This window comes from Stenotrophomonas sp. 05L413, from assembly GCF_056397945.1.
The window spans coordinates 460827-485668 of sequence record NZ_JBFTOL010000003.1; the positions used below are offsets into that span (position 1 = coordinate 460827).

Here is a 24842-nt window from a genome sequence, read left to right on the forward strand (position 1 = left end):
GCCATGCGGCCCCCTTTGAATCGGTGGTCGCCGTGCCGCCTGTTGTTCGTGTTGTCGCTGCTTGCGATGGCCAGCCTGCCCTTCGGGGCGCTGGCCGCGCAGGATGCCGCCCCGGCCACTTCCGCCGAGGCGCCACGCATCGGCGTGGTCACCATGCAGCCGGGCGAGATCTTCTTTGAACGCTTTGGACATGACGCACTGGTCGTAGTCGATCCGGTCACCGGCGACGCCACCTCGTACAACTTCGGTTACTTCGACCCGAGCGAGTCCGATTTCATCGGCAACTTCGTGCGCGGCGACATGATGTACTACCTGGTCGCGCTGCCGCTTGGGCAGGACCTGTCGTACTACCAGGAGAGCGGCCGCGGTGCGAGCGTGCAGTGGCTGGATCTGACGCCTGCGCAGGCGCGTACCCTGGCCGCGTCGCTGGCCGAGCGGGCCAAGCCCGAGAACGCGCGTTACCACTACGATTACTACACCGCCAACTGCGCCACCATGGTCCGCGATGCGATCGACGGCGCGTTGGGCGGCGGGCTGCATTCGCAGCTGTCCGGGCGCTCGCGCGGCAACACCTACCGCAGTGAATCGGTGCGCCTGGCTTCGCCGTCGCCGTGGATGTGGCTGGGCTTCGATATCGGCCTGGGGCCGTTCGCCGACCAGCCGCTGTCGCGTTGGCAGGAAGCCTTCGTGCCGATGCGCCTGGCCGATGCGCTGCGCCAGGTGCGCAACAGCGAAGGTCGCCCGCTGGTGCAGGCCGAGCAGGAACTGCTGCCGCACCGGATCGCCCCGGAGCCGACCGAGTCCCCGCGCCGCTGGTGGCCGTGGCTGCTGTGCGGCCTGATCGCCGCTGCGGGTGTGGTTGCACTGCGCCGCCGGCACCGGCTGCTGGGTGGCCTGGCGCTGCCGTTCTGGCTGTTCTGCGGCATTGGCGGCGCCCTGCTGACCTACCTGTGGGGCTTCAGTGCGCACCAGGCCGCCTGGGCCAACCGCAACCTGCTGCAGCTCTCGCCGCTGTGCCTGCTGCTCGTTCCCGCTGCGATCACCCTGCTGCGCGGCCGCGTGCCGCGCGCGTGGTTCCGGTTCGTGCTGTGGGCGGTCGCCGGCGTGTCGCTGCTCGGCCTGGTGCTGCATTGGCTGACCTTGCAGGCGCAGTACAACCTGCAGTGGATCGTGCTGTTGCTGCCCATCCACGTGGCGCTGGCATGGGTGCTGAGCCGCCGTGACCTGCCCGTCACGGGCCGCTGACGCACGATGCCCGCCATGGATACCGTCACACCTGAAAACCCCGCCTGCGTCATCAACTGCGTTCACTACGATGACCAGGGCAAGCGCCACGACATCGGCCTGGATGCGATCAGCGATGTGATCGCCAGCGACAACGGCTTCGTGTGGGTGGGGCTGTACGAACCCGACGACAGCGTGCTGCTGAAGCTGCAGGAAGAATTCGGCCTGCACTCGCTGGCCATCGAAGACGCCCGCAATGCGCATCAGCGGCCCAAGGTGGAGGCCTACGGCAATTCGCTGTTCGTGGTGGTCACGACCGCGCAGATGGTGGACGAGCGGATCCGCTACGGCGAGACCCACGCCTTCCTCGGGCCGCGCTTCCTGGTCACGGTGCGCCATGGCGCATCGCTGTCCTATGCCGCCCCGCGCGCCCGCGTGGAGCGCGAGCCGGAGCTGCTGCGCACGATGGGCCCGTCGTACTGCCTGTATGCGGTGCTGGATTTCGTGGTCGACAACTACCTGCCGATCACCCAGCGCTACCGCGACACGCTGGAGCTGCTGGAGAAGGACATCTTCTCCGACAACTACAAGCGCCAGACCGTGGTGCGGCTGTACGAGCTCAAGCGCGAGCTCAACAAGATGCGCATGGCCGTCGCACCGCTGCAGGACATGCTCTCGCAGATCAAGCGCTACCAGGGCGAGCTGGTGCCGGACGAAGTGAAGCTGTACCTGCGCGATGTGCATGACCACGCCGTGCGGATCAGTGATGTGATCGACACCCTGCGCGAAATGCTGGGTACCGCGCTGAGCGTCAACCTGTCGCTGGTGACGCTGGCGCAGGGCGAGACGGTCAAGCGCCTGGGCGCCTGGGCGGCGCTGCTGGCCGCCCCGACCTTGATCACCAGCTGGTATGGCATGAACTTCACGAACATGCCCGAGCTGGACAAGCCGTGGGCTTACCCGGCGATGATCATCGGCGTCGGTGCGGTGTGCGTGGGGCTGTACCGCTTGTTCAAGCGTGCGCGCTGGTTGTAGGTGTAGGTAGGCGACCGTTGGTCGCTACGGTGGTGACCGTTGCTGGCTACGGCGGGCGACGGCTGGCCACGACGGTGGGTAGTGCCGGCCGCTGGCCGGCTCCTCCGGTGGCATGACCCTCATCTCATGTTCGCGGCCGTCCGGGGCATGGGCGTGAGCCGGCCAGCGGCCGGCACTACCCGGTTCATGGCATCAGGCCACGTAAACGGTCTTGATGTTCATGAACTCATGGATGCCATGTTCGGCGAGTTCACGGCCGAAGCCGGAGCGTTTGCTGCCGCCGAAGGGGAGGCGTACGTCGCTCTTGACGATGGCGTTGACGAAGGCGGCACCGCATTCCAGCTGCTGGGCGATGGCTTCGCCGCGCGCCGCATCGGTGGTCCACACGCTGCCTCCCAGGCCGAAGGTGGTGTCGTTGGCCACGCGCAGTGCTTCGGCGTCATCGCTGACGCGCAGGATCGCGGCGGCCGGGCCGAACAGTTCTTCGTCATAGGCCGGCATGCCGGGCGTCACGTTGTCCAGGATGGTGGCCGGGTAGCCCGCATGCGAGCCGGCTACCGGCTCACCGCCGAGCAGCAGCGTGGCGCCCTTGGCGATGCTGTCCTGCACCTGCTTGTGCAGCTCGTCGCGCAGGTCCGCGCGCGCCATCGGCGCGAGCGTGGTCTTCTCGTCCTGCGGATCGCCGTAGACACGCTTGCCGGCGGCGGCGACGAACTTCTCCACGAACGCATCGGCGATCGCATCGACCACGATGAAGCGCTTGGCCGCGATGCAGGTCTGGCCACTGTTGTCGAAGCGCGACTTCACCGCTGCGGCCACCGTCTTGTCCAGATCGGCATCGTCCAGCACCACGAAGGCATCGCTGCCGCCCAGCTCCATCACGCACTTTTTGAGCTGGTCACCGGCATTGGCCGCAATCGACCGCCCGGCGCGCTCGCTGCCGGTCAGCGTGACCGCCTTGACCCGCTTGTCGCGCAGCACCTCGGCGGCCTGGTCGTTGTCGATATGCAGCACATCGAACACGCCCTCGGGGAGCCCACCATCGCGGCACACCGCCAGGATCAGGTCGGCGCATTGCGGCACGTTGCTGGCGTGCTTGAGCAGCGCCACATTGCCGGCCATGAACGCCGGCGCAAGGAAACGGAATACCTGCCAGATCGGGAAGTTCCACGGCATCACCGCGAACACACAGCCGATCGGCTCGTAGCGCACGTAGCTGCACTGGGCCTCGGTATCGATCAGCTGCGGCTTGAGGTAGTCGGCCGCGTGATCGGCGTAGAACTCGCAGGCCTCGGCGCATTTGTCGATCTCACCCAGCGCTTCCCCCTTGAGCTTGCCCATCTCGGTGGTCATCGCCTGCTGGATGTCCCCCTTGCGCTGGCGCAGCTGGGCCGCGATGGCGCGCAGGATCGCCCCGCGCTCCTGCAGCGAACGCGCTGACCAGGCCGGGAACGCCTCGGCGGCCGCGGCCAGGCGCTGCTCGACCTCCGTGGCGGTGAGCAGTTCATGGCGATACGTGACCTGGCCGGTCGCGGGATTGATGATGTCAGCGGTCATCGCGGGTCTCCAAAAGTCAGACCCGTAGTGTGCGCCCGGCCCCGTGATCCGGATGTTGCCGGATCGGGATGACGTTCAGCTGGGGTCCTGCAGCGCCATCTGCATGTCGCGCTGGCGGCGTTTCTCGGCGCGGGAGGTGATGTACCAGCCCACCACCGCCGCGATCGACACCGCCAGCACCATCAAGGTGGCCAGCGCGTTGATCTCCGGCTTGATGCCCATCCGCACGGAGGAGAACACCTTCATCGGCAGGGTGGTCGAGTTCGGGCCGGCGACGAAGCTGGCGATCACCACGTCATCCAGCGACAGCGTGAACGCCAGCAGCCAGCCGGCCACCAGCGCCGGGGCGATGATCGGCAGGGTGATCTGGAAGAACACCTTCAACCGGCTCGCGCCGAGATCCATCGCGGCTTCCTCCAGCGAGCGGTCCAGCTCCTGCAGGCGTGAGGACACCACCACCGTCACGAAGGACAGGGTGAAGGTGACATGCGCGATCCAGATGCTGGTCACGCCGCGGCTGGGGAAACCGGGAATGCCGCCCATCGCCACCAGCAGGGTCATCAGCGAGAAGCCCAGGATCACTTCGGGCATCACCAGCGGCGCGGTGATCAACGCACCGAACACGGTCTTGCCCGGGAAGCGGCGCATGCGGGTCATCACCATCGCCGCCATCGTGCCCAGCACGGTGGCCGCGCAGGCCGTCCAGAACGCGACCTTGAGGCTGATCCACAGCGCGTCCAGGATCTGCCGGTTGTTGAACAGCTCGCCGTACCAGCGCGTGGAGAAGCCCGACCATACCGTGGCCAGCTTGGAGGCGTTGAACGAGTACACCATCAACAACAGGATCGGCAGGTACAGGAAGGCGAAGCCCAGCCCGAGCAGGCTCCAGCCCAACCAGCGGTTGCTGCGCACCATGCTCATGCCAGCTTTCCTTCCAGCTCGCGCTGCTGCATGCGGTTGAACAGCAGGATCGGTACCAGCAGCAGGGCCAGCATCACGATCGCCACCGCCGAGGCCGTGGGCCAGTCACGGTTGTTGAAGAACTCGCCCCACAGCACGCGGCCGATCATCAACGTATCCGGCCCGCCGAGCATTTCCGGAATCACGAACTCACCCACGGCCGGGATCATCACCAGCATGCAGCCGGCGATGATGCCGGTGCGCGAGAGCGGCAGTGTGATCCGCACGAAGGCCTGCCACGGCTTGGCGCCGAGGTCGTAGGCGGCTTCGAGCAGGCGGTTGTCCAGCTTGACCAGATTGGCGTACAGCGGCAGCACCATGAACGGCAGGTAGCAGTACACGATGCCGATGTAGGCGGCGGTCGGGGTGTACAGGATCTGCAGCGGCGCATCGATCAGGCCGAGCTTGAGCAGCAGCTGGTTGAGCAGGCCATTGCGGTCCAGGATGCCGATCCAGGCATACACGCGGATCAGGAACGAGGTCCACGAAGGCAGCACCACCAGCATCATCGCCACATTGCGCGCGGCCGGGCTCATCCGCGAGATCACGTAGGCCATCGGGTAGCCGATCAGCAGCGTGAGCAGGGTCGAGATGACCGCGATCTTGATCGAACTCAGGTACGCCAGCGCGTACTGGTTGTCCTTGACCAGGGCCGCGTAGCTGCCGAGGTTGAGCTTGAGCGAGAACGCGCCGTCCACGTACTCCAGCAGCCAGGTGTACGGCGGCGAGCCGACCTGGCTGCGGGCGAAGGAGATCATCAGGATGATCACGAACGGCACCGCGAAGAACAGCAGCAGCCACAGGTACGGCGCGGCGATCACGCCGGCGCGCGTGCCCGGGAGCCAGCGCTTCCAGCCGGTCGCGCTCATGAGGTCAGCACCACGCCGTCGTTGTCGCGCCAGTGCACCCAGACGGCGTCACCCCAGGTCAGGCCATCGCTGGCCCAGCGCTGCGAATTGGCGAAGTTGGACAGCACCTTGGCCCCGCTCGGCAGGCGCACATGGAATACCGAGTGGCTGCCGAAGTAGGCGATCTCCTCGATCACGCCCTGGGCCTTGTTGGTATCCCCGGCCGGCTCGTCCTTGCCGATCATCACCTTCTCCGGGCGCAGCGCGAACGCCACCGGCTGGCCTTCGTAACCGGTGATGCCGTGGGCGACGTAGATCGGTGCGGGGAACAGCGGCGTGCGCACGGTGACGTACTCGGGCAGGTCCTCATCGAGCACGCCATCGAACAGGTTCACCGAGCCGATGAACTCGGCCACGAAGCGGTTGGCCGGCTGCTCGTAGATTTCATCCGGCTTGCCGACCTGCTGGATCCAGCCGGCATCCATCACCGCGATCCGGGTGGCCATGGTCATGGCCTCTTCCTGATCGTGGGTGACCATCACGCAGGTCACCCCGGTGGTCTCGATGATGTTGACCAGCTCCAGCTGCATCTGCGAGCGCAGCTTCTTGTCCAGCGCGCCCATCGGCTCATCCAGCAACAGCAGCTTCGGGCCTTTGGCCAGCGACCGCGCCAGCGCCACGCGCTGCTGCTGACCGCCGGAGAGTTGGTGCGGCTTGCGCTTGGCCAGCTTGCCCAGCTGCACCAGCTCCAGCATTTCGCCGACACGGCGGTTGATCGCATCACGCGCCATGCCGTCCTGCTTCAGGCCGAAAGCGATGTTCTGCTCCACCGTCATGTGCGGGAACAGCGCGTAGGACTGGAACATCATGTTGATCGGGCGCTGGTACGGCGGCAGCGCGTTGATGCGCTGGCCGTCCAGGTCGATGGTGCCCTGGGTGGGGGTCTCGAAGCCGCCCAGGCAGCGCAGCAGCGTCGATTTGCCACTGCCCGAGCCACCCAGCAGCGCGAATATCTCGCCTTTGCGCACGTCCAGGGTGACGTCGTCGAGCGCGACGAAGCCGTCGAACTCCTTGCGCAGCGCGCGGATGGACAGGTAGCCCGGTTCCAGGACCGGCAGGACCGCGCCTTCCGGCTTGGCTTCAAATGGCATGGTCAGCGGCTCCGGGAGCGGCGGCGGGACGGGGGGAGAATGCCATTTTACCGGTGGTGGCCGCGTCATGTCCTACCCCCTGAAACGACGACGCCGGCGCGGGGCCGGCGTCGCGGGGGCGGTCAGCGCCCGGTTTTCACCTCGGTCCACAACCGGGTGTAGAGCTTGTCCACTTCCGGCGTGTTGATCGAATAGGTGAACATCTTCGCCGCCACATCGGCCGGCGGGTAGATGGTCGGGTCGGTGCGGATCGATTCGTCCACCAGCGGCGTGGCCGCGGTCACCGGGTTGGCGTAATGGATGAAGTTGGTGTTGGCCGCGGCGACCTTCGGCTCCAGCAGGTAGTTGATGAAGGCGTAGGCGGCCTCCGGGTGCTTGGCATCCTTGGGGATGGCCAGCATGTCGAACCACTGCGGGCCACCTTCGCGCGGGATCGAGTAGGCCACGGTCACGCCATTGGAGGCTTCAGCTGCACGGTCACGCGCCTGGATGATGTCACCGGACCAGCCCACCACCAGGCAGGTGCCGCCGTTGGCCAGCGAGCCCACGTACTGCGAGGAGTGGAAGTTCTGCACGTACGGGCGGATCGTCTTGAGCAGCGCGGCGGCCTTCTCCAGCGTGACCGGGTCCTGGCTGTGCGGATCTTCGCCCAGGTAGTGCAGTGCGATCGGGATCATGTCCGACGGCGTATCCAGGATGGTGATCCCGCAGTCCTTCATCTTGGCGATGTTTTCCGGCTTGAAGATCAGATCCCAGCTGTTGGCGATGTCGGTGCTGCCACCGAAGCGCTGCTTGAGCAGCTCCACGTTGTAGCCGATGCCGGTGGTGCCGATCATGTACGGCACGCCGTACTCGTTGCCCGGGTCCTGCTGGGCGATGCGCTTCATCACCTCCGGGTCGAGATTGGCCAGGTTCGGGATCTTGCTCTTGTCCAGCGGCAGGAACACGCCGGCCTTGATCTGGCGGCCGAAGAAGTTCAGCGTTGGCACCACCACGTCATAGCCGCTGTTGCCGGCCAACAGCTTGGTTTCGACCATCTCATCACTGTCGAACACGTCATAGGTCACCTTGGTGCCGGTGGCCTTTTCGAAGTTCGGGATGGTGTCTTCGGCGATGTAATCGCTGTAGTTGTAGACGTTCAGCACCTTGGCGTCGTCCTGCTTGTCACCGCCGCCACAGGCGGTCAGCACGGATACGGCAATGCCGAGGGTGAGGATTCGCAGCTTCATCGGACTCTCCACAGGTCAGGTGCGAGTTGGGGGGAACCGGCCGGACCGGCGCAACGGGTGCCAGCCTACCGGGCATGCCCCCATTTTCCCAGCACATGGCCCTCACGGCCATGCCGGATCAGGTGCCTCGGGTCAGACGTTGAGCAGCAGGAACTCGCGCTCCCAGGAGCTGATCACCCGGAAGAAGGTCTCGTACTCCTTGCGCTTGACCGACACGTAGGCGCGGCAGAAGCGCTCGCCGAGCATCTCGCGCAGTTCCGGGCAGCCTTCCAGCCCGTCCAGCGCCTCGCCCAGCGAGCGCGGCAGGTCATAGCCCAGCTCCTTGGCGCTGCCACTGATCGGCGCGGTCGGGGAGCCTTGCTCGCGGATGCCCAGCAGCCCAGCCGCCAGGGTCGCGGCGATGGCCAGGTAGGGGTTGGCATCCGAACCGGCGAACCGGCTTTCCACCCGCATGTTCTCCGGCGTATCCAGCGGCACGCGCAGCCCGCAGGTGCGGTTGTCGAAGCCCCAGTGCACGTTGCTTGGGGAAACCTCGCCGAACATCAGCCGGCGGTAGGAGTTCACGTTCGGAGCGAAAAACGCCATCGCCGCCGGGACGTACTTCTGCAGGCCAGCCAGGTAATGGCCGAACAACGGGCTGAAATCCTCACCGCCATGCTCGCCGGTGAATACGTTGCTGCCATCGCTGATCCGCAGCAGGCTCTGGTGGATATGCATCGCACTGCCCGGCTCGTTCTCCATTGGCTTGGCCAGGAAGGTGGCATAGATGCCGTGGCGCATCGCCGACTCACGCATGGTGCGCTTGAACAGGAATACCTGATCGGCCAGATCCATCGCATTGGCGTGGGTGAAGTTGACCTCCAGCTGTGCGGCGCCGGATTCATGGATCAGCGTATCCACGTCCAGCTTCATCGCATCGCAGTAGTCATACATCAGATCGAGGATCGGATCGAACTCGTTCACCGCATCGATCGAGTACGACTGGCGCGCGGTTTCAGGACGCCCGGAGCGGCCGGCCGGCGGCAGCAGCGGGAAATCCGGGTCGGTGTTCTTCTGGACCAGGAAGAACTCCAGCTCCGGTGCCACCACCGGGCGCAGGCCCAGTTCGGCATAGGCATTGAGGACGCGCCGCAGCACATTGCGCGGGGCCAGCTCATGCGGCTCACCGGTCTTGGTGAAACAGTCGTGGATGACCTGCGCGGTCGGATCGGTCGCCCAGGGCACCATCCGTACCGTATCGGCATCCGGGCGCAGGATCATGTCCGAGTCCGAGGGCGAGGTCAGCTCGTAGTAGTCGTCCGGGAATTCGCCGGTGACCGTGGTGGCGAAGATGCCCTCCGGCAGGCGGGTGCCGTAATCGTGGGAGAACTTGTCGGCCGGAATGATCTTGCCGCGCGCGTTGCCGGTGATATCCGGCACCAGGCACTCCACCTCGGTGATACGCCGGTCCTTGAGCCAGCGCAGCAGCGTGCTCTCCTGCGGAACAGGCTTGGGGGCGGCGGCTTTGCGCGAACGCGTTCGGGTGGTCATGACCGGTCTGCTGTAAGAGAGTTGCGGCGACAAGCATCGCCGAAAGCGTGAAAAATGCTGTGATAGAACGAATTGTCGGCCACCCGCCACTCCGGATGCCACTGCACCCCGAGCACGAAACGATGCGCGGTGCTGCGGGCGGCTTCTATCAGGCCATCCTCAGCGACGGCCTCGATCTGCAGGCCCTCGGCCAAACGATCGATGCCCTGCCCGTGCACGGAATTGACCCGTGCCGTGGGCGCGCCGGCCCAGCCGGCCAGCCAACCACCCTCACACAGCTGGACCGCATGCGCCGGCCCATAGTGCACCTCGACCGGCGCCTCCGGGTCTTCACGATGATCGTTCATGCCCGGCACCGCGTGCACGCGCGGGTGCAGACTGCCACCGAGCGCGACGTTCAATTCCTGGAAACCCCGGCAGATCGCCAGCACGGGCAGGTCGCGGGCCAGCGCCTCATGCAACAGGGAGAGCGCGTTCGCATCGCGCGCCGGATCATGGCGGTTGCCGGGCCAGCTCGGGGGCCCGGCATACAGATGCGGTTCGATATTGCTCACCGCGCCGGTCAGCAGCAGGCCGTGCAGGCGGTCCAGCCAATGCGCGGCCGGCAACGGCGGCTGCAGGCTGGGCAGCAGCACCGGGGTAACACCGGCCGCTTCGGCCAGCGCGCGGATGTACTTCTCACCCGCCGCCGCGAAGCGGTGATGGCCCAGCATCGTGCTGTCGGTGGGCAGGCCGACCCAAGGGGGCGAGACCATGCGTCATGCTCGGATGACCTGCAGCCACGTTACCCCCGTGCGCAGACCTCGCGCAACACAGCGCGCCACCGCCGGCGCGCGCGCCCCTCACACGCCGGCGGCAGTAGCTGCGACAGACTGACCCCTGTCCCGCGCGCCGGTTGCTGGCATCCTTTGTCCATGATTGTTGTCCTGTCCTCTTCCCGCCGGTGCCCGGCATGACGGCTGCCGGCGAGGCGCATGCACCCAGCTGGTACGCCGACAGCGTGCCGGGCGCGCCGCTACGTGAACCGTTGACGGGCGATCTCAGCGCCGATGTCTGCGTGCTGGGTGCCGGCTACACCGGCCTGTCCGCCGCCCTGACCCTGGCCGAGCGCGGTTATCGCGTCGTGCTGCTGGAGGCGCACCGCGTGGGCTGGGGTGCGTCCGGCCGCAACGGTGGCCAGGCGATCGTCGGCTACGGCTGCGAAGTGGATACGCTCGAGCATCTGGTGGGTGCTGAAGACGCGCGGGCGCTGTTCGAGTTCTCGCGCGATGGCATGCGCCTGCTGCGTGATCGCATCACCCATCACCAGATCGAGTGCGATTGGCGCGATGGCCACGCCAGCGTGCCGATCAAACCCCGCCAGGAGCGCATGCTGCGCGCCGGGCTGATCGATCTGGCCCAGCGCTACGCCTATCCCCTGCAATGGTGGGACCGCACGCAGCTGCGCGGGCAGCTGGACAGCCCCCGCTATCGCGGGGCGATGTTCGATCCCCACAGCGGCCACCTGCATCCGCTGGCCTACGCGCAGGGGCTGGCCCGTGCCGCGGAGGCGGCCGGCGCGGTGATCCACGAGCAGTCCCCGGTCCTGCAGCTGATCCGCGGGCCCCGGCCGCAGCTGCGTACCGCACACGGCACGGTCAGCGCCGACCACGTGGTGATCGCCGGCAACGCCTGGCTGGAGGGCATCGCGCCGGAGCTGGAATCGCGGATCATGCCGGTCGGCACCTATATCGGCGCCAGTGCGGTCCTTGGGCAGGCGCGGGCGGAATCGCTGATCCGCAACGGCATGGCGGTGGCCGACGTCAGCTGGGCACTGGACTATTTCCGCCTCAGCCGCGATCACCGCCTGCTGTTCGGCGGCCAAGCCAGCTACTCCGCCCTGCCCCCGCCTGGCCTGCGCGGTGTGATGACCCGGCGCATGCGCGCGGTGTTTCCGCAGCTGGCCGACGTGGAGCTGGAGTACGTGTGGGGCGGCTATGTGGACATCACCCGCAACCGCGCCCCGCACTGGGGCCGACTGACCCCGAATGTCTATTTCGCGCAGGGCTTCTCGGGCCACGGTGTTGCCGCGGCGGGCCTGGCGGGCCAGGTGCTGGCCGAAGCCATCGCCGGGCAGGCAGAGCGGTTGGATGTGTTCGAACGCATTCCCCACCGGCCCTTCCCCGGCGGGCGCATGCTGCGGACCCCGCTGCTGGTGGCGGCGATGTCCTGGTGCAAACTGCGGGACGCGTTGTGGTGAGGGCTTAAGGGGCTTTCGGGGTGGCGGGCTCGGCGAGGGTGCCACGTTGGAAAAGTGAGACACGGCGCGGGATCTGAAAACGGGCTTTCCATTTCCCGGCAGCTCCAGAACGGCGAGTGCCAGCAGATGGTATGGGAGCGCTTGCCGTGCTGTGCACGCCGCGCGTCACAGACCAGCGAAGTGTGGAGAATGCGTCATATCAATGCCCTCAGTGGCAGAGATTGGCACTCCTCAACCACGGGGAGTCATCTGCATGTCCGCGGCGCAGCTCGAATGCGGCCCCCATGACCGGCGTGAAGAGTTTCATAAAAAAATGAGATATTTGTCACGCCCATGGGCGTGACACGTGTCTACATGTGTATCCATACGCTGTGCGCGCCATCACGCCGGACCACTTGCGCAATTGCATAATCCGGCGCGTATATATACCGTCCAATCTGATCGCGGCATTGATACACAGGGACGTTGAAGGCACGAACAGGGGGAGCCGGTGCGAGGAGAATGGTGGAAAAATGGACTTCAGGTGAATCTGCGCATCGAGCCGATCGGGCTTGTTCTTGCCGTCATCTACGCCTTTGCATGTTGGGGCGCGCGCAAGTTGTCCCTCGACCAGTTCTACCTGCCTGCTGGCATACGCGTGGCTGCACTCCTGCTCTGTCCACCACGACTGTGGCCCTATCTGTTCCTGGGTGAGTACGCCTACTTCGCCCAGATGCGTTACCCGATGGTGGAGAAGTACGGGCTGACGTGGGTCGTTCTCGCCTCCGTCTCGCTGATGCCCACGGTGGCAATGATCGTGCGACTGCATCGCAAGATGATGGCCGCCACCACGCAGGCCTGGTTGCTCTCAGTTGGCGCGGCATCCGCCGTAGCCGTTACGTCAATCAATCTTGCTCTGGCGGAATTGCTTTGGACAACGCCGGATATGCCATTGCTCACTGGCATCGCGCGCTACATCGTAGGTGACTTCATCGGGATCCTGACCGTGGCGCCGCTGGCCTTGCTTTGGGCAAAGCGGCACACGGAGCCGGCATGGACTAGCAGATTACTCACGCCAATCATTGCCGCACTCGCCTTGATGATCATGTTAGGCATATGCATGACGCTGACCCCTGCGGAATCGCCCACAGCCAAGAGCAGCCTGCAGCTGTTCATGGCGCTCCCGGCCATTGCACTGACGTGCCTGCTCGGCTGGCGTGGCGCAGCAGTGGCGGTGCCAACACTTAATCTGATCATTGGTCTTACCACGCCCAAGCCCTATCCGTCGGCATTTGATCCCTCGACGTTTACCACGCAGATGATCATGGCCATTGCAGGTGCCGCGTTACTGATGTTCGGCTCCCGGATCACTCATTACTATCACCGCTACCGAATCCGGGACGATGGTGAGAAGAACGCTATCAAGCTGGCCAGAAACTCCCATATGGCGAGGGAAAACGGTCTGCGCGAGCGTGCGCTTAGCCTCCGGAAGCTTGGAGATGGCATTGATGTCTCCCTCAACGAAGTCGTGAACTGGTTGAAGCTGCATGGACATCATGAAATCGCCAGCGGCCTGCTGCACACTGCAACGGTGCATTCGCGCCTGTTTCGGGAGCAGGCAAGCATGGTCTATCCCACCACTTTGGACCAACTGGGTCTTTATGTAGCCCTGCAGACCGGTGGCGTGCGCGAAGCGTGGGAGAAGAGCGACCGGGTGACCCGGCCTCGGCTGGAGGGCGACCCTTGCATGCTGAGCAATGGCCTGCAGCTGGCTGCCTATCGCGCACTGACCGATGCCGTATCCCTTCTGCTGGAGCATGAGAAGGGACAGGTATTGGTTCGCGCGCGCTGCGGACGCTTCGGACCGCAGCGGGGAATCCTCGTGGTGGTCGCTCGTCTTGATTCTGGAAGTGGATTGTCTGAGACGACTATCGCTATGGCAGATGAACGCTTGGCCGGCCTGCCTCTCGCATATGGCGGCGTCGTGCAGTGCCGTCGCAACCGGATCAGAATGGTGCTCACGGAAGCACCAACACGCTCCTCCAACAGAGCCGCCCGCTACCACTCGGCGGGCCGCGGAACATCTGACGTGGACAATAGCAAAGCGTTGACCTAATCGCGGTCTGACGCATGCTTCTGCGCTCGCTCCCGATGACCAAGGTCAGCTACTGGACGGCCCGTTGCACCAGCTTTTCATTGAACAACGTGCTGTCACCCTTGGGATGACAGCACGTCATGACTGACCTGTCAGCGAGTTCCTAGTTCAGGTCATCCTTGGCTTCGACAGCCCACACGGCGTCGCCGCCGTGTCCGTAGCGCACCAACGAGAATTTGGGCCCCCGATACACTTCGACGCGTGATGCGTTCGTGGAATGCCGTACTTGCTGCATCGGCAACGAAACCCGAGCCCGGCCGTCGCCGGCGGGCAATGTCCAGAACACATCATCGGTATTCCCGATGATTACCTGCACACGCCCGGCAAGATCATTCACCTGGAAATACGAGATACCGTCTCGCTGGAATCCGTACACGAGCCAGTTCGGATCCTGACTTAAGTTGACAGCCATGGGTTGTGCCTGGCCGAGTCCACTTCTCGCCAGAGGAGTTCCGTGACTATCTGACTGCGCCATTCCAACCATTGGAACCGACGCGAGAATAACGACACCCACAACACCCACAATCCTTGGAATGCGCACATTTACCTCCTGATTAAAACGTCGAGGGGAACTTCAGCGATAGTAACCGTAAGCGGACGTCCATCGAGCAAACGGGGACCGCCTGAGCCGCCAGCACAGGACGACGAGCCACACGGCAGCCAGGCGGAGGCTGCGACATTGCGCGGCACCCCCTCCCCCTAAAGTTGCATGTGAAACGGCCGCTACCAGTCCCGACCCACTCGGAATCGAGCGTACGCCTCATGCCGGCACTGTTGCAGGGCGCTGTTCTCAGCGACCCCGGTGATGCCCTGCCCCAGCGGATCCTGCTGGTGGAAAACTCGCGCACGTTCACCAGCATGCTGCGCGAGGCGATCGAGCAGCGGTTGGAGCTGCCGGTCTCGGTGGCGACCAGCCTGGCCGAGGCCGGGCGGTTGCTGGATGAGGAACAGGGCTGGTTCCTGGTCCTGACCGGGCTGGTGCTGGCCGATGGCGACCGCGATACCGTGGTGGACTACTTCCTGTCGCGCGGGCTGCCCACGGTGGTGGTCAGCGGCGTGTATGACGAGGATCTGCGCAAGCGCGTGCTGCAGCAGCAGATCATCGATTACGTGCTCAAGAACACTCCGGGCAGCATCGATTATCTGGTGTGGCTGGTGCAGCGGTTGGAGCGCAACCGGCGCATTGCCGCGCTGGTGGTGGACGACTCGATGTCGGCACGGATGTACGCCGCCTCCTTGCTGCGCATGTACGGGCACGACGTCTACGAGGCCGCCGACGGTGCCGAGGGACTCAAGGCGATCGAGGCCCACCCGGCGATCCGGCTGGCCGTGGTCGACCAGGAAATGCCCGGCATGGAGGGGGTGGAATTCACCCGCCGTCTGCGCACGATGCGCTCGCGCGACAAGCTCGCCGTGATCGGGATTTCCGGCAATACCGATCCGTCGCTGATTCCGCGCTTCCTCAAGAACGGCGCCAACGATTTCCTGCGCAAGCCCTTCTCGCGCGAGGAGTTCTTCTGCCGCGTCTCGCAGAACGTGGATCAGCTCGAGCTGATCGGCACGCTACAGGACCTGGCCACCCGCGATTTCCTGACCGGCCTGCCGAATCGTCGCTGCTTCCTGGAGCAGAGTCAGCGCCAGCTGCCGCAGCTTCACCTGGACGGTGAACAGGTCGCGGTGGCGATGATCGACATCGATCACTTCAAGCACATCAACGATACCCATGGCCACGAGGCCGGCGACGATGCGCTGCGCGCGGTGGCCGCAGCGGTGGCCCAGCATGCGCGCGAGGACGATCTGATCGCGCGCTTCGGGGGCGAGGAGTTCTGCCTGCTGGTACCGGGCATGGATGAAGTGCAGGCCGTGCAGTACTTCGACGAACTGCGCCAGACCATCGCCGCGCTGGAGGTCGACCTGGGCCACACCACCCTGCGCATGACGGTCAGCATCGGGCTGTGCTGCCTGCGGCCGCAGCGCGATTCCCTGCACCGGCTGATTTCCGAGGCCGACCGGCAGCTGTACCTGGCCAAGGCCGGCGGCCGCAATCGCGTCCACTGCGCTACCGTGGCGACCGGCCCACGCCAGCGCGAGCCTGCCTTGGCGCCTTGATCGAGATCAACGCGGCCCCGGCCGCGACTGCCTAGAGTCGCCCCCAGTTGAACAGCGCGGGGAACGCACCATGGCACTTCTGGTCTGGCAGGACGATCTGAACATCGGTATCGATGTCATCGATCACCAGCACATGCGCATCGTGGAGATGCTCAACCACCTGCACGTCGCCCAGAAGAGCCTGGAGCGGCTGGCCGTGGCCGAGGTCATCGACGAACTGGTGGACTACACGATGTCCCACTTCGCCTTCGAAGAAGAACTGATGGAGGAAGCCGGGTACCCGTTCTGTTCGGCGCACAAGCGTGTGCACGAGATCTTCGGCAAGCGCGTGGGCGAGTACCGGCTCCGTTTCCAGGCCGGTGAGGACATCACCGAAGAGCTGCGTACGATGCTGTCGCGCTGGCTGTTCAACCATATCCGTGGCGATGACAAGGCGTACGCGCCGCAGGTCAAACAGCACCTCAACCAGTTCGCGCGCGACCACCAGCAGGGTAGTTGGCTGGGCCGCACGCTCAAGCGCTTCTTCCGCTGATCAGCGCCCGCGCCGCCCCATCGCCAGCAAGGCAACGATGGTGACCAGTGCGGTCACGCACAGGTAATAGCCCACCGCGACCAGGCCATAGCGCTCGGCCAGCCAGGTGGCCACATACGGCGCCGGTGCGGCACCGAGAATGCCGGCCAGGTTGAACGACAAGGAGGCGCCGGTATAGCGCACCTGCACCGGGTAGATCTCGGCCAGGAAGGTGCCGCACGGGCCGTAGGTCAGGCCCATCAGGAACAGCCCCAGCGCCAGGAATCCGAGCACCAGCCACGGGCTGCCGGCCTGGAACAGCGGCGCGAACACCACGCCGAAGGCGAGGATCAGGCCGCTGGCCACGATCATCGTGCGGCGCGTGCCCCAGCGGTCGCCATACAAGGCTGAAATGGGAATGCCGGCGGCGAAGAACAGGATGCCGACCATCTGCAGCAGCAGGAACTGCTCGCGCGAGTAGCCGAGCACGGTGGTGCCATGGCCGAGGGTGAACACCGTCATCAGGTAGAACAGCACGAAGGTGGCGAATGCCCCCAGGGTGCCCAGCACCAGCGTCAGCGGATGTTCGCGCAGCACCGTCCACATCGGCAGCTTGACCCGCTCGTTGCGGTCCAGCGCGGCCTGGAATTGCGGGGTCTCGTGGATGTTCAGGCGTACCCACAAGCCGATGCCGACCAGCAGCGAACTGGCCAGGAACGGCACGCGCCACCCCCACTGCAGGAAGTCGGCCTCGCTCATCGCGCGGCCCAGCAGCAGGAAGATGCCGGCCGAAAGCAGGAAGCCCAGCGGTGCGCCCAGCTGCGGGAACATGCCGTACCAGGCGCGCTTGCCGGGCGGCGCATTCTCGGTGGCCAGCAGCACGGCGCCGCCCCACTCCCCACCCAGCCCCAGGCCCTGGCCGAAGCGGCACAGCGCCAACAGGGCCGGCGCCACCAACCCGATGCTGGCATGCGTGGGCAGCAGGCCGATCGCCACGGTGGAGATGCCCATCGTGAGCAGCGCAGCGACCAGCGTCGCCTTGCGCCCGATGCGGTCACCGTAGTGACCGAACACCGCCGAGCCGACCGGCCGCGCGATGAAGGCCACCGCGAAGGTCGCCAGCGACTGCAGCATCGCCGCACCATCGCTGCTCTCCGGGAAAAACAGGTGCGGGAACACCAGCACCGCCGCCGTGGCGTAGATATAGAAATCGAAGAACTCGATGGTGGTGCCGATCAGGCTCGCCAGCAGGATGCGGCGGGGAGAGTTCACGACAGGGGCGACAGCAGGTGTGGACATCGGGTACGCAGAAAAAGGCAGCTGCCGGATTCTGCCACGGCCTTCCGCTGGCTGCCGCAATGGTTGCAGACGAGACTGTCAGCCTGTGACCGGGTCGGCGGCCTGCGCATCGGGCAGGAACTTCCCCGGCACCGCAGGGTCTGACCGCGGTCACCCCACCAGGACGGTCCCGGATGTCAGCCTCACGGAAGAGTACCGCCCCCTCGCGCTGGGCGCAGCCGGCCGCCATCGCGGTGGTGATCGTTGTGCACGGGCTGATGCTGGGCGTGCTGCTGCGTTCACCGCAGCCCGGTGGCGTCGCGGAGGACGCCCGCCTGGCGGTGTACTGGCTGCCGCGGCCGTTGCCTGCGCCGGTTCCCCCACCCTTGGCGACTCCCGCGCCCCCTATGCCGCAGCCCGCCGCCTCGCAGCGTTTGCCTGGGCCACGCGTGGCCACGCCCACCATCGCATCACATGCTGCGGCGGTGGATCCGCAGGCGCCACGCGCCGCACTGGACCTGAGCGTGCCGGGCTCGCTGATGGGCAACGGCATCGATGCCGCCTTGCTGGTTCCGCGTGGGCTGGGCGACCGGGAGGTACACCCGGCATTCCAGCCCAAACCCAAGCGCTTCCGCATGAAGGCGGGGATGACCCCGGAGCAGATCGTGCACGGCATCTTCCAGCTGATCGGCGCCTGGCCCCCGGGCTACACGGTGGACCCGTGCCGCCTGACGCGGCAGCAGATCGACTACCTGCGCAACGCCGTGGATGAAATGGATCGCGACCTGCTGCGCGAGTCGCTGATCCGCCACAGCCAGGACTGCTGAGCGGCGTCAGCCGCCCAGATGAATCCAGGTCGCCTTGAGCTCGGTGTACTTGTCGAAGGCATGCAGGGATTTGTCGCGGCCGATGCCGGACTGCTTGTAGCCACCGAACGGGGCGGTCATGTCGCCACCATCCCATTGATTGACCCACACACTGCCCGCGCGCAGCCCGCGTGCTACCCGATGCGCACGGCAAAGGTCGCGTGTCCACACCCCGGCGGCCAGCCCGTAGATCGAATCATTGGCCATGCGCAGGGCATCGTCTTCATGATCGAAGGTCAGCACCGACAGTACCGGCCCGAAGATCTCCTCGCGGGCGATGGTGTGCTGCGGATCGACCTCGTCGAACACCGTCGGCTCCACGTAGCTGCCACCGGGCACCACCTCCAGCCGCTTGCCGCCCAGCAGCAGCCGCGCGCCATCGGCCTCGCCGCGTGCCACGTAACCCAGCACGCGGCCCGCATGCGCCTCGTCGACCAATGCGCCCATCGCAGCGTCCGGTTCGAACGGGTGCTGCGGCTGCATATGCCGGCCATGCGCCAGTACCCGGGCCACGAACGCGTCTTTGATCGAGCGCTGGACCAGTAAACGCGAGCCAGCCGTACACACCTCGCCCTGGTTGTAGAAGATCGCGGTGGCCGCCGCCTGCGCAGCCTTGTCCAGATCGGGCGCGTCGGCGAACACCAGGTTCGGGCTCTTGCCGCCGCACTCCAGCCAGGTGCGCTTGAGATTCGATTGCCCGGCGCATTGCAGCAACCGGCGACCCACGGCGGTGGAACCGGTGAACGCCAGCGCATCCACATCCATGTGCAACGCCAACGGCTCGCCGGTCCGCTCACCATGACCGGGAAGCACATTGAAGACACCATCGGGCACCCCCGCCTCGGCCACCAGCGCGGCCAGCCGGATCGCGCTCAGCGGCGAGCGCTCGGAGGGCTTGAGCACCACGGAATTGCCCGCCGCCAGCGCCGGGGCGATCTTCCACGACGCCATCAACAGCGGGAAGTTCCACGGCACGATCACCGCCACCACGCCCACCGGCTCGCGGGTGATCAGGCCCAGCGTATCCAGCGCGGTCGGGGCAACCTCGCCGTACACCTTGTCCACCGCCTCGGCGGTCCAGCGCAGGCAGCGCACGACACCGGCCAGATCGCCCTCGCGCGCATCGCGTACCGGCTTGCCCATATCCAGGGTCTCCAGCAACGCGAGCGCATCGGCGTGCTGTTCGACCAGATCGGCCAGCCGCAGCAGTACCTGCTTGCGATGAGAGGGCGCAGCCCGCGACCAGTCGCCCGCATCGAAACTGCGCCGCGCCGCCGCGACCGCCCGGTCGACGTCCGCCGTATCGGCATCGGCCACCTGCACCAGCACGCGGCCATCGATCGGGCTGATGCAGTCGTAACGTGCGCCGCTGGCCGCGTCGACGTAGCGTCCATCGATGAACGCCTGGCCCTGGAAGGTCAGTGCATCGGCCTGGCGCTGCCAGTCGTCGCGGGTGCGTGCGGTGGTCATCGGCGTCGTCCTCATCCACTCAGTCGGGTAAGGCGGTTATACCCGTAGCCGTCACGGGATGACGTGAGGCGCGTGTGCGTAGCCGGGGCCGCCAGTTGCCGTCCCTACACGGCTCGAATGCAGTCCGCTCCACAACCTTGCCATTGGCCTTCTTCGTCTTCGCGACGACCGTACGTCATGGATAGGCATGCAGCTAGCACACCGCCGTCGGGCGGTGGCAGGCCGCCACAGCATTGTAAAGCGCTGGCTCGTTTACTCGTTGGCAGGACCATTCGTGTCGGTAGCGATCCACACGCTGGATGGTCAAGCACGACTCAGTTCCACACATGGCCGGAGACTGGGAAGCATTCACGCCCGGCGGAACAGCAAGAAACTCGTGAAAACGACAAACCTCTGCGCCATCGATATATTTAGTTATTACTCTGCAATGAACTGCCAAATGCCATCTGCGCCCCATGAAATATTCGCGATATGCACATAGAATCATCGCCAGAGCAACACTCACGCCTAACTTGCCGCATTGCCCATCCCGGCCAAACCGACAACAGACACCCCTGCGCGGCGGGCTTCGTGTCGCTGCAAGGCGCTTTATGGGGGGCCAGTCAACGCACCTCTGCTTTTTGCCTTCTTTTCGACGATGACACGCCGACGCCGCCCAAACTCTGTACCCAGCAAAACCGATACCCCCAAGACCGTCCAATCCAGCAACCAGAGCGGAGACTCAGGATTAGTCCCACCAATTGCGAACAGCAATGCAAAGCCTAACAATTCTTGAAGCGCTACTACACAAAAAGCATGAATGTACGGCGACTGCACCTGCACTCGCGCCAACCTCGCAAATACTGCAAGCACAACGACCGCGTCCAACAAATAGCCAAGCGAATGCCTCAGAAGAAGCTGCGCAGTAAGGTCTTCGCTCCCTCCTGGACTGGCGAACACGGCACTGACAATAACCCGCAGTACTAGAAGAACAATCGCAAACAACATAACTCTAGAAATATTCAAGGCGCTCACCCTATAACGTACTCAAGGCAAAATTATCGCTTGTCACGCAGATTTATAGGCTCGGATGGCTTCACTGGGTCTGAGTTGCCAACTGCTGAGACACCAGGAAAATTGCCAGCGCGAGATCGATCAACTGTGGCCTCAACGGTATCCCCGACAGCTTTCCCGACTACGGCGCCAACCGCTTGCGCAGCACCTTTACCTATTTTCCCGCCCAGAATTCTCTCCGTCACCTGACCCGCTACTTCACCCGTTACAGAGCCAGTTCCCTGCCCCAAAGCATCTTCACCGTTAGCAACTTTAACGGACACTTGAACAGCATCTTTCACTAGCCCCACAGCAGTGAAGTCAACAATTGTCTCGGCCACCTTAAGGTCCGTCGCATGTTGCCTGTCGACTTGCGCTTTGGCCTTGTCGAAGTCCCCATCGTTGTCCCATAGGAAGTGGAACCATCCACAGTCGCTCGTAATCAGAATGCGGATATCCGCCTTCATCCCTCTCCAATCTGAAAGAAATTCTTCGATAACCTGTCATGTGCATTCTCAACGCTTTAGGTCGTCACGAGGTGGTGGCGGTTTGGGTTTATCTGAGAAGTCTGGTCGTTCCAGGTTATACCCGGCGCCATCACGGGATGACGTGAGACGGGTGTGCGTAGCCGGGGGCCGCCAGTTGCCGTGCTCCGTGTTGTGTGGCCCGGCGCAGTATTGGCGGTATCACGCCAATGCAGAGGATTGCACTGGGCGCGTAGTTCCAGTTTTGGCGACCGCTAAAAGCGGAGGGATCACCCTCTCACTTACTCTCTCCTGAGTAATGATGGATTGCGAATCCCACCAAAAATCCAACGAACAGGAGAGCAGCCCCGACAATGGTTTGATAGGAACCAAGAATTATCGGAACTGTCTCAGAGTATGGCTTGTCAGCATCAGCAATCAGGACTGACAAGCCGAATAAGATCAACAAGATTGAAGTGAAGTACTTCCACAGCAGTCTGATCAAGCGCCCCCCTCTTATCGTTCATCACAATCCATACTCCAAGCAGCAAGAAGAAGGCACCAAACCCAACCGGATCAATTGACAAGTCAATTACCTTGAGAAATCCAGGCTGGCCGCCAACTCCAAAAATCAAACACAACCCGTAAACAATGAACATTACACCAAACAGGCTATTAACCGTCTTCATTGTTGCTACTCACCGCCAATACTCTCAATTCGCTCACCCACGGCCGCCCCGGCCAAACCCGCCGAAGATGCGGGAGGCGCTGGAGAGCCCTTATCAGCCGCTCCTGCTACAAAATCATTCAGCTTGCACATATGTTTAGTTATCACCGGGCTATTCACAAGGCGCGCCGGGCCGTCAGCCACCGCGCCGACCACCATCGCCCCGTACGGCTCGAACGTAGTCTGCTCGACAAACGTTGCCGTTGGCATCCGTCTTCGTCACCACCATACCCAGCGCATCGGTATGCAGGTAGCGCACCGTCGTCTGAGCGTGGGGAGCCGCCATGGCGAGCGCAATCCCCATCATCGCGAAGGTCTTGAGCAGCTTCTTCAGCATCATTGCTCCAATGCTCACGGGATCACTCACATGGATTACACGGCGGCACACCAGGACCGCCACCCACCTCAGCGATGCAAAGAACTGCCCGGTTCACTCATTGACAGGATCATCGGTATTGGTGGCAATCCACAAGCTGGATGGTCCAGCACGACTCAGCTCAACACCTGGCGGCAGATTGATAAAGACCTCCAACTCTGGCGCGACATCCAGAACCTCACGAACACTCCAAACCTCCGCGCCATCGACATTTTCATCCATCGAACCACAAGAGAATTGCCAACCGCTATCTGCGGGTTCCTCTGGAACCTCGCGATTTGCGCATAGTATCACCGCCCCTGATTTCGCAATATGCTCACGAACGATCGCCGCCATTGCTGGGCCAACTTGACTGAACTTGCTCATTCTATTTTGTCCGATTTCTGTATGTTTTCTTTCCTCGACAGGACCTGCGCGTTTTTTTGGGTCATTTGTTCCACCCGCTGCGCGCGGCGTCTTGTGATCCACCTGCGCTTCATTCCGCGGTGGCGTCACCCCTTTTTTCGATTGTTGTGCAGACTGCAGCAGTTCACCGCTTTTATCTGGATTCAAGCCGGACGAACCACTCCGTCTGTGAATCATTTGCGGAATCGCCGAGAGGCACTTGAACCTGCTGCTCATTTTCCGTCGTCCGACACGACAGAGCGGAGCATCCCTACGCTACAGTCGGACCAACCGCCGCCGTTCTGGAGTCTGCGATGCCCTCCCCGACCCCGCCGCTCAGCGTCCTGGCCACCACGCAGCCGGATAGTCTCCACGCCTACTGGATGCCATTCACCGCCAACCGCCAGTTCAAGGCCGCCCCGCGCCTGCTGGTGCGTGCGGAGGGCATGTATTACCACGACATCGACGACCGTCCGATCCTGGATGGCGCGGCCGGCCTGTGGTGCTGCAACGCAGGGCATGCGCGGCCGCGGATCGTGCAGGCGATCCAGCAGCAGGCGGCCACGCTGGATTTCGCGCCACCGTTCCAGATGGGCTCGCCCTTGCCGTTCGTGCTGGCCCAGCGCCTCGCTGCGCTGGCACCGGCGAGCTTGAACCATGTGTTCTTCACCAACTCCGGCTCCGAAGCAGTCGACACCGCGATGAAGATCGCGCTGGCCTACCACCGCTTGCGCGGCGAGGGCCACCGCACCCGCTTCATCGGCCGCGAAAAGGCCTATCACGGCGTGGGCTTCGGCGGCCTGTCGATCGGCGGCCTGCCCAACAACCGCAAGACGTTCGGGCCGCTGTTGGCCGGCAGCGACTTCCTGCGCCACACGCTCGATCTGGAGCGCAATGCCTTCAGCCCCGGCCTGCCGCGCCACGGCGCCGAACTCGCAGAAGACCTGGAACGCCTGATCGCACTGCACGATGCGTCCACGATCGCGGCGGTGTTCGTCGAGCCGATCGCCGGCTCGGCCGGGGTGATCCTGCCCGCACCGGGGTACCTGCAGCGCCTGCGCGAGATCTGCGACCAGCACGGCATCCTGCTGGTGTTGGATGAGGTGATCACCGGTTTCGGACGGGTCGGCAACGCCTTCGCTGCGCAGCGCTTCGGGGTTACCCCGGACCTGATGACCCTGGCCAAGGGGCTGACCAACGGCGCGGTGCCGATGGGCGCGGTGCTGGCCAGCGACGCGCTCCACGGCGCCTTCATGCAGGGCCCACCGGCCGCCATCGAGTTCTTCCATGGCTACACCTATTCCGGCCACCCGCTGGCCTGCGCAGCGGCCCTGGCGGCGCTGGATACCTACGCCGAGGAGCATCTGTTCGAGCGCGCCCTAGAGCTGGGCGACTACTGGCAGGAGCGGCTGCACAGCCTGCGCGGGCTGCCGCATGTGGTCGACATCCGCAATTTCGGGCTGATCGGCGCGGTCGAGCTCATGCCGCGCAAGGACGCACCGGGCGCGCGTGGCTACGAGGTGTTCGAGCGCTGCTTCCGCGATGGTCAGTTGCTGGTGCGCTGCACCGGCGATGTGATCGCCCTGTCCCCCCCGCTGATCCTGGAGCGCAGCCACATCGACCGGATCGTGGACGTGCTGGGCGAGATGATCCGCGCCACCGGCTGAGGCTGAATCCGCCGGCGACGACGGCGACCGCCGCGATCCTTACAATGGTCG

At 64.5% G+C, this 24842-nt stretch carries 23 protein-coding genes; 8 read left to right on the top strand and 15 right to left on the bottom strand.

The features are described from left to right. Window positions 1-3 precede the first annotated feature (3 nt). Window positions 4-1245: a lipoprotein N-acyltransferase Lnb domain-containing protein gene (locus AC1DIQ_RS09020; RefSeq protein ID WP_478049884.1), complete on the top strand. Its 1242-nt coding sequence runs from the start codon at window positions 4-6 to the stop codon at window positions 1243-1245. Between the two features lie 15 nt (window positions 1246-1260). Further along, on the top strand, window positions 1261-2259 hold the full coding sequence (locus AC1DIQ_RS09025; RefSeq protein WP_121041637.1) for a magnesium and cobalt transport protein CorA: 999 nt from the start codon (window positions 1261-1263) through the stop codon (window positions 2257-2259). Between the two features lie 192 nt (window positions 2260-2451). Here AC1DIQ_RS09025 and AC1DIQ_RS09030 read toward each other — a convergent pair whose 3' ends face one another. The 7 genes from AC1DIQ_RS09030 to AC1DIQ_RS09060 all read right to left on the bottom strand — a co-directional run bounded on the left by AC1DIQ_RS09030 (window position 2452) and on the right by AC1DIQ_RS09060 (window position 10289). Beyond that, the gene (locus tag AC1DIQ_RS09030; protein WP_478049885.1) at window positions 2452-3816 is read right to left on the bottom strand and encodes an NAD-dependent succinate-semialdehyde dehydrogenase; all 1365 of its coding nucleotides are present in this window, start codon (window positions 3814-3816) and stop codon (window positions 2452-2454) included. A 75-nt stretch (window positions 3817-3891) separates the two neighbouring features. After that, window positions 3892-4737, bottom strand: a complete 846-nt coding sequence (locus AC1DIQ_RS09035; protein ID WP_121041633.1) for an ABC transporter permease subunit — start codon at window positions 4735-4737, stop codon at window positions 3892-3894. Then, complete coding sequence (locus AC1DIQ_RS09040; protein ID WP_478049886.1) at window positions 4734-5645, bottom strand: ABC transporter permease subunit; 912 nt, start codon at window positions 5643-5645, stop codon at window positions 4734-4736. Before AC1DIQ_RS09040 ends, AC1DIQ_RS09035 begins: the two co-directional genes overlap by 4 nt. Next, on the bottom strand, window positions 5642-6775 hold the full coding sequence (locus AC1DIQ_RS09045) for an ABC transporter ATP-binding protein (protein WP_121041629.1): 1134 nt from the start codon (window positions 6773-6775) through the stop codon (window positions 5642-5644). The genes AC1DIQ_RS09040 and AC1DIQ_RS09045 overlap by 4 nt, the downstream gene beginning before the upstream one ends. 122 nt (window positions 6776-6897) lie before the next feature. Next, on the bottom strand, window positions 6898-8004 hold the full coding sequence (locus AC1DIQ_RS09050; RefSeq protein ID WP_121041627.1) for a polyamine ABC transporter substrate-binding protein: 1107 nt from the start codon (window positions 8002-8004) through the stop codon (window positions 6898-6900). Window positions 8005-8136: 132 nt separating this feature from the next. Further along, complete coding sequence (locus AC1DIQ_RS09055) at window positions 8137-9534, bottom strand: glutamine synthetase family protein (RefSeq protein ID WP_123728825.1); 1398 nt, start codon at window positions 9532-9534, stop codon at window positions 8137-8139. Beyond that, window positions 9531-10289, bottom strand: a complete 759-nt coding sequence (locus AC1DIQ_RS09060) for a gamma-glutamyl-gamma-aminobutyrate hydrolase family protein (RefSeq protein ID WP_478049887.1) — start codon at window positions 10287-10289, stop codon at window positions 9531-9533. Before AC1DIQ_RS09060 ends, AC1DIQ_RS09055 begins: the two co-directional genes overlap by 4 nt. A 197-nt stretch (window positions 10290-10486) precedes the next feature. Here AC1DIQ_RS09060 and AC1DIQ_RS09065 point away from each other — a divergent pair, with 197 nt between their 5' ends. After that, the gene (locus AC1DIQ_RS09065; RefSeq protein WP_478049888.1) at window positions 10487-11773 is read left to right on the top strand and encodes an NAD(P)/FAD-dependent oxidoreductase; all 1287 of its coding nucleotides are present in this window, start codon (window positions 10487-10489) and stop codon (window positions 11771-11773) included. 490 nt (window positions 11774-12263) lie between these two features. Next, window positions 12264-13868 (top strand): MASE1 domain-containing protein, encoded by a 1605-nt coding sequence (locus AC1DIQ_RS09070; RefSeq protein WP_478049889.1) that lies wholly within the window; start codon window positions 12264-12266, stop codon window positions 13866-13868. Window positions 13869-14010: 142 nt separating this feature from the next. Here the strand turns inward: AC1DIQ_RS09070 and AC1DIQ_RS09075 are convergent, their stop codons facing one another. Next, entirely contained in the window at window positions 14011-14319 is a 309-nt protein-coding gene (locus AC1DIQ_RS09075; protein WP_478049890.1) for a hypothetical protein, read from the bottom strand. A gap of 350 nt (window positions 14320-14669) precedes the next feature. Here AC1DIQ_RS09075 and AC1DIQ_RS09080 point away from each other — a divergent pair, with 350 nt between their 5' ends. Further along, complete coding sequence (locus AC1DIQ_RS09080; protein WP_121041613.1) at window positions 14670-16016, top strand: diguanylate cyclase; 1347 nt, start codon at window positions 14670-14672, stop codon at window positions 16014-16016. Between the two features lie 70 nt (window positions 16017-16086). Continuing rightward, the gene (locus AC1DIQ_RS09085) at window positions 16087-16548 is read left to right on the top strand and encodes a bacteriohemerythrin (protein WP_152151837.1); all 462 of its coding nucleotides are present in this window, start codon (window positions 16087-16089) and stop codon (window positions 16546-16548) included. Here AC1DIQ_RS09085 and AC1DIQ_RS09090 read toward each other — a convergent pair whose 3' ends face one another. Next, window positions 16549-17826, bottom strand: a complete 1278-nt coding sequence (locus tag AC1DIQ_RS09090; RefSeq protein WP_121041609.1) for an MFS transporter — start codon at window positions 17824-17826, stop codon at window positions 16549-16551. A 173-nt stretch (window positions 17827-17999) separates the two neighbouring features. Here AC1DIQ_RS09090 and AC1DIQ_RS09095 point away from each other — a divergent pair, with 173 nt between their 5' ends. Further along, a complete protein-coding gene (locus tag AC1DIQ_RS09095) occupies window positions 18000-18632 on the top strand; it encodes a hypothetical protein (protein ID WP_478049891.1) in 633 nt (210 codons plus the stop codon). A 6-nt stretch (window positions 18633-18638) separates the two neighbouring features. On the opposite strand, the gene AC1DIQ_RS09100 is transcribed toward AC1DIQ_RS09095, so the two are convergent. From AC1DIQ_RS09100 to AC1DIQ_RS09125, 6 genes are all read right to left on the bottom strand, one after another. After that, window positions 18639-20141, bottom strand: coding sequence for an aldehyde dehydrogenase (locus tag AC1DIQ_RS09100; RefSeq protein WP_478049892.1), 1503 nt, complete (start codon window positions 20139-20141; stop codon window positions 18639-18641). Window positions 20142-20729: 588 nt separating this feature from the next. Continuing rightward, window positions 20730-21155, bottom strand: coding sequence for a hypothetical protein (locus AC1DIQ_RS09105; RefSeq protein WP_478049893.1), 426 nt, complete (start codon window positions 21153-21155; stop codon window positions 20730-20732). A gap of 23 nt (window positions 21156-21178) precedes the next feature. After that, window positions 21179-21640: a hypothetical protein gene (locus AC1DIQ_RS09110; protein ID WP_282263763.1), complete on the bottom strand. Its 462-nt coding sequence runs from the start codon at window positions 21638-21640 to the stop codon at window positions 21179-21181. Between the two features lie 428 nt (window positions 21641-22068). Continuing rightward, window positions 22069-22326 (bottom strand): hypothetical protein, encoded by a 258-nt coding sequence (locus AC1DIQ_RS09115; protein ID WP_478049894.1) that lies wholly within the window; start codon window positions 22324-22326, stop codon window positions 22069-22071. A gap of 174 nt (window positions 22327-22500) precedes the next feature. Beyond that, window positions 22501-22701, bottom strand: coding sequence for a hypothetical protein (locus tag AC1DIQ_RS09120; RefSeq protein ID WP_147433896.1), 201 nt, complete (start codon window positions 22699-22701; stop codon window positions 22501-22503). 93 nt (window positions 22702-22794) lie between these two features. Next, window positions 22795-23361, bottom strand: coding sequence for a hypothetical protein (locus AC1DIQ_RS09125; protein ID WP_478049895.1), 567 nt, complete (start codon window positions 23359-23361; stop codon window positions 22795-22797). A 65-nt stretch (window positions 23362-23426) separates the two neighbouring features. Here AC1DIQ_RS09125 and aptA point away from each other — a divergent pair, with 65 nt between their 5' ends. Then, on the top strand, window positions 23427-24791 hold the full coding sequence (aptA, locus tag AC1DIQ_RS09130) for an omega-aminotransferase AptA (protein ID WP_478049911.1): 1365 nt from the start codon (window positions 23427-23429) through the stop codon (window positions 24789-24791). Window positions 24792-24842 lie beyond the last annotated feature (51 nt).